An 11,491-nucleotide genomic window follows, 5' to 3' on the forward strand; every position below is an offset into this window, starting at 1 on the left:
GCTGTGGGCATGGTTGAGGCCGGCGAGCAGCTCGACGGCTACGTCGTCAACCAGGAGGTTGGCCGCGGCGGCTACGCCACGGTGTATCGGGCACACACCACCGAAACCCCTGAGCGGGTGGTCGCACTCAAGGTGCTCCGCGCCGACCATCGCAGCTCGGCGGAACTGGCCCGACTCAACCGCGAATTCGAATTTGCACATCGGCTGCGCCATCCGCACATCGTCACGGTGTACGAAGAAGGGCCGTTCTGGCTGGCAATGCAGTTCGTCGACGGCGGCAAGTCCACCACGTTGCAGCGGCTGGACCACCAGCTGGCGGCGCTGGCGCAAATCGCCGACGCGCTGGATTATGTGCACCACCAAGGGATCGTTCACGCCGACGTCAAGCCAGCTAATATCCTTGTCGCCAAGGACTTTTCGCGTGACGGTGCATGTTTGATCGATTTCGGCGTGGCACATGCGGTCGTCGACGATGTCTTTCGTCGGCCCAAAGACATTCAGGCGTCCCTGTCGTATGCCGCCCCGGAGGTGCTGCGGGGACAAGCGCCGACGGCTGCCACCGACGAGTACGCGCTGGCCTGCTCGGTTGTTGAGTTACTCACCGGCACAACGCCATTTCCAACCGATACTTCGGCCGAGTTGATCAGAGCGCACCTACGGGGCATCCCGCCGCGGGTATCTGGCAGGGTTGCATGGGCATCGCGGGCGTTCGACACCGTGGTCGCCAGAGCCATGGCGCGAGATCCCGAGGTGCGCTACCGATCCTGCGCGGAATTGGTCGAGCACGTCATCCGTGCTGTCGACGGCTAGCTGGCCGGGGCGTGCCGGTGCGGCGTGGGCCGATCGGCGTCGGCTTCGCCGGAACGCCGGAACAGCCGCACGAAGTCCTCGATGGTCAGCGTTTCCCCGCGCCGCGCCGGGTCGATGCTGGCGGCCAGCAGCCGGTTCGCCGACTCGTTGCCCGATCCCGCCCACTCGGCGAAGGCATTGCGAGAAGTCTTGCGCCGCTGCGCGAAAGCTATATCGATCAGTTCGAAAATGTGCTGACGGAAAGTGTCATCAGTCGGCCAGGGCGGCGTTTCGTACCGGTCGATACGCACCAGCCCCGAGTAGACCCGCGGGATCGGCCAGAACACCGTAGGAGACACCGTGCCGTGACGGCGCACGCGCCCGAAGAAGCGGACCTTCACGCTGGGCACGCCGTAGTCCTTTCCACCCGGCTCGGCGGCGAGTCGTTCGGCAACCTCGGCTTGCACCATCACCATCATGGTGCGGATGGAGGGAAATTCGGCAAGCAAATGCAAGAGCGCCGGAACAGCGACGTTGTAGGGCAGATTAGCCACCACCGCGGTCGGCTCGCCCGGTAGGTCGGCGGGACCGACAGACAAGACGTCGCGGTTGTAGACGTGCAGCCGGTGAATCTCGCTGTGCGAGTGCTCGGTGATGGTTTGCGGCAGTCGCTCGGCCAGCACCGGATCGATTTCCACCGCGCTGACCGCCGCGCCCCGCTCCAGCAATGCCAGGGTCAGCGATCCGAGTCCCGGCCCGACCTCCAGCACATGGTCGTTGCGGTGGACACCGGATGTCGCCACCACCCGGCGCACGGTATTGACGTCATGGACAAAGTTTTGGCCCAGTGATTTCCGTGGCCGAAATTCGAGTTCTTTGGCCAGCCGCCTGATCTCGGTCCGCCCGAGCAGCCGGATGGTCAGCGCCGACTCCCGCACACCGGCCAGGCTCCCCAGCCCTGGCGCGCCCGCGTCACCTCGGCGATCGCGATCTGCTCTTCCCGGGTGGCGAGGTCGGCGCGTTCCGCATACCGCAGGCCGCCGTTGCGCTCCCAGGTGCTCTGGTCGAACTGCACGCCGCCGTAGTAGCCGTTGCCGGTGTTGATGGCCCAGTTTCCGCCGGCCTCACACCTCGAGATGGCGTCCCAGACAGAGCCATTGCCGACGTCGGGAACCTCGGTTCCCGGTTTGGCGCCGACGCGCACCACGGCCTGGCGCGCAGGTGTCACCACGGTGTTGGCGACGGGCAGTCGCCCGGTCTCGACGCCGTTGACCTTGGCCACCGCGAACGTCACGTCCTGCACGCCCGGAGCACCCGGGTCCTCGACGATTTCGCGACTGATGTTCATCTCCGGGTCTTCGATGCGCTGCGCCTCGGGGGCCAGCGGAACCCGCTCGGTGACCTTCTCGATCCGGTTACGCGTCACCTGGACGTGCATGCCGTCGATCACCGGCGCGGCCGCGCCCGGACTCACCTGGTCACTCTGCTCCAACGGTGTCCCGGCGGCGGCCAGCAGTTCCCCGACGTTGGGCGCGGCCAGATGCACGTTGCGCAGGGCTCCCCCGTCGTCGATCTCCACGGACTTGGCGCTGACGACGGGCAGGGCCATTCCGGCCAGCGGAACGCGGCTGCCGCGCGAGGCCGCGGCCGGCGCGGTGTCGGTCATCGCGAGTTGCGCCAGTGCCTCGTCGACCGTGGAGGCGGTTGTCCACACCTGCTTGGTGTCCTGGCCGTCCAACGAGATCTGCAGCGGCCGGCTGCGGCGCAACACGATGGTGCCGGCATCGCGCACCTGCTCGGCGCCGGCCGGGTAGAGGTCGTCGCGTTCACCGACGTCGAAGCCGTTCTCTTTGATGATGTCGATGACCCGCGACTTCATCGTGGTCACCGTCATCGCGGTTCCATCGATGGTCAGAGTCACGGTTTTGTGGGCGGCGACCGCCATACCTCCGGCGATGCTCAATACCACCAGCAGCGCGGCGACCAAAAGTCGCAGAATCGGCGATGGGGTCTGGTGCAGTCTGGTGAGTACGTTCAATGTCTATTAATTCCCGACCTCAGCGTTACCTTCAGCAACAACCCAGTGACATAGCAAAGGGGCCACTCAGGGCCCCACCGTACGATCACAAGACGGTAACGAACCGGCCTCCTTTGAGCAACTCCGGCGCCGGGCTCTTAGTGGACTCTTAAGCACTGACACCGTAGGCCCGGCGAGCATTGGCCGTGGTGACCTGGGCCAATTCCTCGGCCGGCCGGTCAACGAGTTCAGCCAACGCTCGCACAGTGTAGGGCAAGCAATACGGCTCGTTGGGGGCGCCCCGGTACGGGTGCGGCGTCAAAAACGGCGCATCGGTTTCCACCAACAGCTGGCTGCTCGGGATCACCCTCACGGCATCGCGCAAGTCCCGGGCATTACGGAAACTCACCGTGCCGGACAGGCTGACCAGCCAGCCGGACTCGACGCAAGCCCGCGCCATGGCCGTGTCCGACGAGAAGCAATGGAAGATCACCGTGTCGGGCGCACCCTCGGCGCCCAGCACGTCGAGCACCTCGGCGTCGGCGTCACGGTTGTGGATCATCAGCGGTTTACCGATCCGCTTGGCCAAGTCGATGTGCCAGGCGAACGCCTCCCGCTGCACGCCCGGTTCCGCGCAACCCTCCAGCCGCCCGGGCCAATACAGGTCCATACCGGTCTCGCCGACCGCCACCACCCGGGGCTGGGCGGCGAGCCGCTCGATCTCGGCGCGGGCCGCGTCGGTGAGGGCCCCGGCGCGGGTGGGATGCAGCGCCACCGCCGCATAGACCCGCTCGTCCCACTCAGCGGCCCGGGTCACCCAGCGCGCCGAATCCATGTCGTCGGCAATCGTGACGACCGCTTCGACGCCGACGGCGGCGGCGCGGTCGACGATCGCGCGCACCGCTTCGGCATCGTCGGCCCCGCACGCGTCGAGGTGGGTGTGCGCGTCGACCAACGGGCTCAACGGCTCCGGGGCCGGTGGCGGCGGACGTCGGGAACCCATCCGCACACAATAGGGTGAGAGCCAATGAGGCCCTACTACGTCACCACGGCGATCACCTACCCCAACGGTGCGCCGCATGTCGGACACGCCTACGAGTACATCGCCACCGATGCGATCGCCCGGTTCAAGCGACTCGACGGCTTCGACGTGCGCTTCCTGACCGGAACCGACGAGCACGGCCTCAAGATGGTCGAGACCGCCGCGGCCGAGGGCATTGGAACCGCCGAGCTAGCGCGGCGCAATTCCGATGTCTTTCAGCGGTTGCAGGAAAAGCTCGACATCTCCTTCGACCGGTTCATCCGCACCACCGACGCCGACCACCACGAGGCGTCCAAGGCCATCTGGCGACGGATGGTCGACACCGGCGACATCTATCTCGACGCCTACTCGGGCTGGTATTCGGTGCGCGACGAACGGTTTTTCACCGAGTCGGAGACCGTACTCGTCGACGACGGGACTCGAGTGGCCACCGAAACCGGCGCACCGGTGACCTGGACCGAGGAGCAGACCTACTTCTTCCGGCTCTCGGCGTATGGCGAGAAACTGCTGGCGCACTACGAAACCCACCCGAACTTCATCCGACCCGAAGTCCGGCGCAACGAGGTGGTCAGCTTTGTCTCCGGCGGATTGCGGGATTTGTCGATCTCCCGCACCTCTTTCGACTGGGGTGTGCCGGTGCCCGAGCATCCCGACCACGTCATGTATGTCTGGGTCGACGCGCTGACCAACTACCTGACCGGGGTTGGCTATCCCGACACCGAGTGCGAGATGTTTCGCCGCTTTTGGCCGGCCGATCTGCACATGATCGGCAAGGACATCATCCGGTTCCACACCGTTTACTGGCCGGCGTTTCTGATGTCTGCCGGGATCGAGCTTCCCCGAAGGGTTTTCGCGCATGGGTTCCTGTTGAACCGCGGCGAGAAGATGAGCAAGTCGGTCGGCAATGTCATCGACCCGGTCGAGCTGGTCGAAAGGTTCGGCGTCGACCAGGTGCGCTACTTTCTGCTCCGCGAAGTACCGTTCGGCCAGGACGGCAGCTACAGCGACGAGGCGATCATCACGCGGATCAACGCCGACCTGGCGAATGAGCTGGGCAACCTGGCGCAGCGATCGCTGTCGATGGTGGCCAAGAACCTCGACGGAATCGTGCCGCAGCCGGGCCAGTTCACCGCGGACGACGCCGGGCTGTTGGCCAACGCTGACGCGCTGCTGGACCGAGTGCGCACCGAATTCGACGCGCAGGCAATGCATTCGGGGTTGGAGGCGATCTGGCTGATGCTCGGTGCGGCGAACCGCTATTTCTCCGCCCAGCAGCCCTGGGTGCTGCGCAAAAGTGAGGCCGCGGCTGATCAGGCCCGGTTCGGCACCGTGCTCTACACCACGCTGGAAGCGGTGCGGATCGCCGCGTTACTGATTCAGCCGGTGCTGCCCGAGTCGGCAGGCAGGCTCCTCGATTTGCTCGGCCAGCCCGCAGATCAGCGGACGTTCAGTGCGATCGGCACCCGGTTGGCGCCCGGCACGATATTGCCGTCACCCACTGGGGTATTTCCGCGGTATTACGCTGAGCCAGCCGGGTGAAACTACCGCCTCCGTTAGCGCAAGCGGTGAACTGACCGCCGATCACTCCTCGGACAGGTACCGCTGTAATAGCTGCTTCTCACGGCGCGGGCTCAGCGCCGCCAACCGGATGTCGCCGCCATAGTGCTCGAGCACGCGTGGGTCCATCACTCGACGCCACAGCGGAGGGATCAGCGCCAACAGCAGCATGGTGCCGTAGCCGCCCGGGAATTGCGGCGCTTCGTCGCTATGACGCAGCGCCTGATAGCGGCGCAACGGATTCGCGTGGTGATCGGAATGCCGCTGAAGATGAAACAGGCACACGTTCGCGATCACCGTGTTGCTGTTCCAACTGTGCGAGGCACGCACCTTTTCGTATCGGCCGCTGGGTAGTTTTCGCCGTTGCAGCCCATAGTGTTCCATGTAGTTGACGGCTTCGAGCAGACAGAAGCCGATTATCGCCTGACCGATCAGCCACGGCAGAACGACGACGCCGAACCATACTGCGAGCCCGGTGAATAGCGCGAGGCTCATCAACGATGCGCTGAGCACGTCATTCTCAAGTCTCCAGCGAGACTTCCCCCCGCGCGCGAGGCGTTGGCCTTCGATCCTCCAGGCCGAACGGAAGCCGCCCGTCACAGACCGTGGGATGAACGAATACAGGCTTTCACCCATTCGCGAGCTGGCCGGATCGTCGGCGGTTGCGACCCTCACGTGGTGTCCGCGGTTGTGCTCGACGAAGAAATGTCCGTAACAGCTCTGCGTGAGCGCCAGCTTGCTGAGCCGCTTTTCCGCTTGTGGTCGTTTGTGCCCCAACTCGTGTGCGACGTTGATCGCGACGCCGCCGATTATTCCGACGGTCGCCATCAGCCCCAGTTTGTCGACGACAGTCATGGTGAGCCACCCACCGCCACTCCACAACCAACAGGCGAACACTACGGAAAGGTATTGACTAGGCAGGTAGAGATAAGTGGCCCACCGGTAAAAACGGTCGTCCTCCAACTGTGCGAGAACGCTGTCCGGCGGATTCTCCGCATCCGGCCCGATGATGTGGTCGAGCACAGGAATGATCACAAACGTCACGATCGGGGCAAACCACCAGAACACAGCGAGGTCGCTGACGCGCACGACGAACCAGGATGCGGCGACAAAGCCCGGGACGATCGATCCAAGTAACCACAAGTACCGCTTCGGGTCGCGCCAGCCCGGAACAGAGCGCGGTCGGTAAACACGTGCAGGTTCCGACCAATCTGGCCGCCCGATGTCGATCCCGCGTACCTGGTCCGCGGTCGAGTCTGTGATGGGCATGCGCTGAATCCCTGTTACTGAAGTCTGATCCGCTCCTTCTGCAGGCTATCACGGACTTACTACCATGTATACAGCAGCATTCGATACTGATCGTCCGATCTGTGGTAAATAATAGGGACAGAGTTGGCGCGTTCCCCGGATGGGCGGTGTTGGAGCTGACCGGCGAACGCGGCTGACCGTCCCAGTGCAGAAAATCGAATACGACAAAAAGGGGCACGATGGCTCTCTCGCGACGACGCTTTCTGGGCACCGCTGCCCTGGCTGCCGCGTCAGCCGCCGGGACCGGAATCGTCCGCCTTGAAACCAACCGCAAACGATCCGCTACTCGCTGGCATTATGCGGCGATAGTCGTGGGTAGCGGCTACGGCGGCGGGGTGTCGGCCCTGCGACTTGGGCAGGCCGGCGTTGAAACCTTGATTTTGGAGAAGGGCAGGCTTTGGAGCACCCGTGACGAAGACGGCAAACGCTTTTCGAAGATGCTGCCGCCGGACACTCGCGCGGGCTGGTTCACTCCACATCCGCCGAGTCTGGTTCCCTCGTTTCAAGGGGTTTCAATCAACTCGGTAGCCGAGCACGTGCCGTCGCCCCAGCCGGTGCAGGCGGGCATCTGTGACAAAGTCGTGCACGGCTCGCACAACGTATTTCGCGGCATCGCCGTTGGGGGCGGCTCGATGATCAACGCGGCCATCGCTGCCATTCCCACCCCAGACCAGGTCCGGGAAAGCTTCCCCGACATCGAACCGGCCGACTTCCTTGGAAAGTATATGCAACGTGCCCGGGATGAGCTGCTGATCAACTATCGAGACATGCGGTGGTTCGAGGAGACGCCGTGTTTTCAATACGCACGAGTCGGCCGTCAGTATGCAGCGGCAGCTGGATACCCCGTCGATTACAACGGCAGCGCCTTCTCCTTTCCCTACATCAAATACGAGGAAGCAAACCAGGTCGAACGTTCAGCGCTCGCACTCGAGCAGCAGTACGGGAATAACAACGGACGGTTCGGCAGCGTCGATCAGACATATATCGGTGATGCGCTGGCGACCGGGAACGTCAGCCTGAAACCCCTCACCGAGGTAACCGACATCCGGCGCGAACCTTCCGGTGAGTACGTGCTATCTACCCGGGAGATCGACCGTTGGGGCAATGAGGTCGCGCGTGACGAATTTGGTTGTGATCAGCTGTACCTCGCTGGCGGAGTCATCGGAACCACCAAGCTCTTATTGAGGGCGCGTGAGACCGGGACACTCCCGAACCTGAGCGACGAAGTCGGCCGTGGATACGGGAATAATGGCGACATCATGGTCGCTCACACGCTGAATGAGAGCGACCCCGCGGGGACTGAGCAGTCCCTGATGGGAATGATCAACCTCGACGGCCGCAACGACCCAAATAATCCGGTGTACGCGAGTATGTTTTCACTTCCGTTGCCGGTTGAGACATTCACGCTTGGCTATTACGTGATGGTGAAGACCGGTGATCGTGCCGACATCAGTTACGACCGGCGTTCGGACTCGATCACCATCGACTGGCCGGAAGGACATACCGAGCACTTGCGCGCAAAGGCGCAGGCGGTTTTCGACAAGATAACTTACGCCAACGGCGTAGACTATCGCGACGACATATTCGAAGGAAATGTCTTCGCGCCGAACACAGTTCACCCTATGGGCGGATGCGTTCGCGGTGCCGCCACCGACAGTTACGGGCGGGTCAAGGGATACAACAACCTGTTTGTCAATGACGCGTCGCTGTTACCCGGTTACCTCGGGTGTAATCCGTTCATGTCCATCACTGCGCTCGCCGAACGCAACATCGAAGGCATCCTTCAGGATCGCCATTGACCCCGTCGCCTGAGGCTCGTAGCGATGTTCCTTGCGGTCAGCGGCCCGGTCGGCGTGGCGGCCGCCGTATTTGACACACATACCACAGGTTTGATTATCGCTTACGATACATCCTAAGGGTATGATATACTTCCCCCCGGATTTGCCAGGAGGTAAGCGAGCAGCTATGGCTACACGAACGCTTGCGGGGTTTGCCGGCGCGCGGAACGGTCACACTTCGGTGATGACCAACCATTCGAACATGGCGGATAATCGTGGGGTGGAGCGACGACGAGACGGACAGCCCGGCGAATCACCTATAGCCACCCTGCAGCAGTTGCCCGCTCTACTCGTCTTGGAGCGACTCCCAGTACCGGTGCTTGCCATTGCTCAGGATGGCACGATGCCTTTCGCGAATACGGCGTTTGCCGAGATGGTGGGCCGCACTGCCGACGAGGTGCTGGCTCTGAAATTCCATCAAATCTTCCACACCGCTCCCCTCGACGAGTCCGTGCTCTCGGTGTTCCACGCCCTCGCAAATATGGTTGTCGAATTGGCGCACAAGGACGGCTCGAGCGTGCGCGCACTCATGAGCAGGTCGGCGTTGAGGCGTTGCGATGATCAGATCGCGCTTGCGACATTTCAAGATCTGACAGCGCAGCTGTGGACTGACGAACGCTAAGACCCTGTAGTCGCGCCGCAAGGTTTCGTCTCGACCTCAGGCGGTTTTGTCGTCGCAGTTGACACGGAAGGTGTCACTCCAGCGACAAAGTTGGCTGGAGATGACGTAAGGCTTCGCGTCCAAGGAACTCGCGGACATACGGCAGCGATGCGTCAGTCACGATAGCGGGAAGCATGAGTTCCCATATCCGACTAAGCCGGCCGATGTGGTCGCCGTGGCTGGCTCGTGAGAGCAACTGGGTGCCGAACATTGCGGCGGCCAGCGCCTCGCCGACGATGTCTGGATCGATGTCAGCGCGTAGGTCGCCCTCGACGACAGCCTGTTCGGCCTGCGCGGTCATTGCCGCCAACCAACTGGCGAAGACACCTGCGGCCGTGTCGTTGAACTCCGCTAATGCAACGGTGAGTTGCTCAGCTGCCCGAGCCAACTTGTCGGCAGCCAAGAGATCCGCCACCGTGAACATGCCGTGGATCATGTTTTCTAGCGCTGGCGACGGTGATTCGCACATATTACGAAACCTGTCGAGGACGATACTGGAGCCTTCGTCGATGATGGCCGAGGCCAGCGATTCCATCGAATCGAAGTGGTGATACAAGGCACCCTTGGTCATTCCCGCCCGCTGAATGATCTCGCCACGTTCGGCCGCCGCGTAACCGACTTCGTTGAACACGTCGATAGCCGCATCCAGAATCTTTCGTCGGGTGGTCTCCGACCGAACCTGACGTGCCATCGTCTTGCGCCTTTCGGATTCCGTTGACTTATCTAAACTTTGGATCTGGAATTCAGGGACGCGAGGCGGTCCTGATTGCGAGTGCCGTGCGTCGCTTGACGAATTCTGTGAAATAAGTGATCCGGTCCGGTGGCAGGATCCCGCGCAACAGCAGGGACCAACTAGCCTCGAAGGCGGTCAGAAACCGGTCCGGTTTGTCCAGGTCGCTGGTCTGGCGAAGCCCCATATATAACGAAACAAGCTGGCGTGCAGTGCTGTTTGCATCACACTCTTCGAGAATGTCGCCTTCGGCGATAGCGCGCTGCACGATCAACGCGACGGTTTGAATCCACTCACCGAGTAGCTTTGCCTGCAACCCTTCAGTTCGGCCAACCGACTCGAGCAGATGCAGTCCCGCTCTGGCCACGTCTTGCGTGATGTCGGCGATAGCCAACTGGTAGGAGAAGTCGATAAGGGTTTCCAAACCGGAAAGCTTCTTGGTGAGTAGATCCTGAACTGCGGCAGTCGACGTCGTGGTCTGATTCTCGATGATGGCCAAAGCAAGCGCATGCTTCGAGCGAAAATGGAAATACATTGCGCCCTTGGTCAATTGCGCTTCGGCAAGGATGTCGTCGAGGCCTACCAGATAGTAGGGTCGCTTGGCGAACTGATGTGCGGCGGCGCGCAGGATCTGTTCCCGCGTCGTATCTGCACGCCTATCGGTCGGGTCGGCCATCATCGAATCCCCAAGTGGGCGTGGGCTGGCCGTAGGCGATCGTCAGCGCATCGTGGCGGCAGCGGGCCGCGCGCCGCGGTCCCAATCGTTGTCCGCCGGGCCGCACCAAGGGCATCGAGCATCGGGCCACATCCCCCGCGGGACATCTGTTGTATCCGCGCTACCCGGACCCGGGTGGTCATGACTGGCTGCCCCGGTATAGGTCGGGATCGGCGCTGGGACGAGGCTATGGCCGGATTCACGCTGGCAATCGTCTTCCTGGCATCCAATTCGCACAACTCCCGCCGTGCGTGGTAATCAACTGCCGCGGTCCGTCGGGGCTCTGGTGCCGCGTCACGTTGAGACTAGCAGCCGGTCCCTGATCCATGGTTGTAGGCGCACCGCACCCTGCTAATCAGCCACCTCGATACTAGCAGTTTTGCGGAAGGCTTCACATCATCCTAAAAGTATGTAGAATCTCGCTGACACGGGTTTGCGGTTTGTTGGACCGCTGAAGCAGCGACCGCCCTCTCTACGGGGCTCTGCCACAGCGATCTCCCTGCCGCGAAAGTTCGTCGACGTGAGGAGAAGCACATGTCATTCGTGACTACACATCCCGAAGCATTGACAGCAGCAGCCGGCAATTTGCAGGGCGTCGGCGTGGCGATGACCGCTCAGAACGCTGCGTCGGCGGGCCCCACCACGGGGGTTGTTCCGGCAGCCGCTGACGAGGTCTCGGCGCTGACTGCCGCGCAATTCGCCACCCATGCGGCGCTCTACCAGGAGCTCAGTGCTCAAGCAGCGGCCATTCACGAGATGTTCGTGAGCACTCTGGGGACGAGTGCCGGGTCGTACGCGGCCACCGAGGCGGCAAATGCCGTCGCGACCGGCTAG

Annotated in this window: 11 protein-coding genes; 5 read left to right on the top strand and 6 right to left on the bottom strand. The window is 62.7% G+C overall.

Going from position 1 to position 11,491, the window contains the following annotated elements; all coding sequences use genetic code 11:
* The first annotated feature begins 9 nt into the window (after positions 1–9).
* Positions 10–810, top strand: a complete 801-nt coding sequence (locus tag AC5Y5W_RS03560; protein ID WP_500010161.1) for a serine/threonine-protein kinase — start codon at positions 10–12, stop codon at positions 808–810.
* Here AC5Y5W_RS03560 and rsmA read toward each other — a convergent pair.
* The 3 genes from rsmA to AC5Y5W_RS03575 form a co-directional block, all read right to left on the bottom strand.
* Positions 807–1,736 carry a 16S rRNA (adenine(1518)-N(6)/adenine(1519)-N(6))-dimethyltransferase RsmA gene (gene rsmA / locus AC5Y5W_RS03565; protein ID WP_500022142.1) on the bottom strand — a complete coding sequence of 310 codons (930 nt, stop codon included), beginning with the start codon at positions 1,734–1,736 and terminating at the stop codon, positions 807–809. The two genes, AC5Y5W_RS03560 and rsmA, sit on opposite strands and share 4 nt — an antisense overlap.
* The gene (locus tag AC5Y5W_RS03570) at positions 1,709–2,827 is read right to left on the bottom strand and encodes a resuscitation-promoting factor (protein ID WP_500010160.1); all 1,119 of its coding nucleotides are present in this window, start codon (positions 2,825–2,827) and stop codon (positions 1,709–1,711) included. The genes rsmA and AC5Y5W_RS03570 overlap by 28 nt, the downstream gene beginning before the upstream one ends.
* Before the next feature lie 148 nt (positions 2,828–2,975).
* Complete coding sequence (locus tag AC5Y5W_RS03575) at positions 2,976–3,809, bottom strand: TatD family hydrolase (protein ID WP_499886767.1); 834 nt, start codon at positions 3,807–3,809, stop codon at positions 2,976–2,978.
* Positions 3,810–3,833: 24 nt separating this feature from the next.
* On the opposite strand from AC5Y5W_RS03575, the gene metG reads away from it, so the two are divergent.
* Positions 3,834–5,387 carry a methionine--tRNA ligase gene (gene metG / locus AC5Y5W_RS03580; protein ID WP_500022070.1) on the top strand — a complete coding sequence of 518 codons (1,554 nt, stop codon included), beginning with the start codon at positions 3,834–3,836 and terminating at the stop codon, positions 5,385–5,387.
* Positions 5,388–5,429: 42 nt separating this feature from the next.
* On the opposite strand, the gene AC5Y5W_RS03585 is transcribed toward metG, so the two are convergent.
* Entirely contained in the window at positions 5,430–6,674 is a 1,245-nt protein-coding gene (locus AC5Y5W_RS03585) for an alkane 1-monooxygenase (protein WP_500022071.1), read from the bottom strand.
* Positions 6,675–6,892: 218 nt separating this feature from the next.
* On the opposite strand from AC5Y5W_RS03585, the gene AC5Y5W_RS03590 reads away from it, so the two are divergent.
* The gene (locus AC5Y5W_RS03590) at positions 6,893–8,512 is read left to right on the top strand and encodes a GMC oxidoreductase (protein WP_500022072.1); all 1,620 of its coding nucleotides are present in this window, start codon (positions 6,893–6,895) and stop codon (positions 8,510–8,512) included.
* A 298-nt stretch (positions 8,513–8,810) separates the two neighbouring features.
* Positions 8,811–9,173, top strand: a complete 363-nt coding sequence (locus AC5Y5W_RS03595; protein WP_500022143.1) for a PAS domain S-box protein — start codon at positions 8,811–8,813, stop codon at positions 9,171–9,173.
* Positions 9,174–9,246: 73 nt separating this feature from the next.
* Here the strand turns inward: AC5Y5W_RS03595 and AC5Y5W_RS03600 are convergent, their stop codons facing one another.
* Positions 9,247–9,903 carry a TetR family transcriptional regulator gene (locus AC5Y5W_RS03600; protein ID WP_500022073.1) on the bottom strand — a complete coding sequence of 219 codons (657 nt, stop codon included), beginning with the start codon at positions 9,901–9,903 and terminating at the stop codon, positions 9,247–9,249.
* A gap of 52 nt (positions 9,904–9,955) precedes the next feature.
* Positions 9,956–10,621: a TetR family transcriptional regulator gene (locus tag AC5Y5W_RS03605; protein ID WP_500022074.1), complete on the bottom strand. Its 666-nt coding sequence runs from the start codon at positions 10,619–10,621 to the stop codon at positions 9,956–9,958.
* A gap of 570 nt (positions 10,622–11,191) precedes the next feature.
* Between AC5Y5W_RS03605 and AC5Y5W_RS03610 the strand changes: the two genes are divergently transcribed.
* Positions 11,192–11,491: a PE family protein gene (locus tag AC5Y5W_RS03610; protein ID WP_500022075.1), complete on the top strand. Its 300-nt coding sequence runs from the start codon at positions 11,192–11,194 to the stop codon at positions 11,489–11,491.

The organism is Mycobacterium sp. NGS51 (genome assembly GCF_059812525.1).

Bases quoted from the DNA above. Each gene is read 5' to 3' on its own strand.
- AC5Y5W_RS03560 (WP_500010161.1), top strand. From the start codon at position 10: ATGGTTGAGGCCGGCGAGCAGCTCGACGGCTACGTCGTCAACCAGGAG.
- AC5Y5W_RS03575 (WP_499886767.1), bottom strand. From the start codon at position 3,809: ATGGGTTCCCGACGTCCGCCGCCACCGGCCCCGGAGCCGTTGAGCCCG.
- metG (WP_500022070.1), top strand. From the start codon at position 3,834: ATGAGGCCCTACTACGTCACCACGGCGATCACCTACCCCAACGGTGCG.
- AC5Y5W_RS03585 (WP_500022071.1), bottom strand. From the start codon at position 6,674: ATGCCCATCACAGACTCGACCGCGGACCAGGTACGCGGGATCGACATC.
- AC5Y5W_RS03590 (WP_500022072.1), top strand. From the start codon at position 6,893: ATGGCTCTCTCGCGACGACGCTTTCTGGGCACCGCTGCCCTGGCTGCC.
- AC5Y5W_RS03600 (WP_500022073.1), bottom strand. From the start codon at position 9,903: ATGGCACGTCAGGTTCGGTCGGAGACCACCCGACGAAAGATTCTGGAT.
- AC5Y5W_RS03605 (WP_500022074.1), bottom strand. From the start codon at position 10,621: ATGATGGCCGACCCGACCGATAGGCGTGCAGATACGACGCGGGAACAG.
- AC5Y5W_RS03610 (WP_500022075.1), top strand. From the start codon at position 11,192: ATGTCATTCGTGACTACACATCCCGAAGCATTGACAGCAGCAGCCGGC.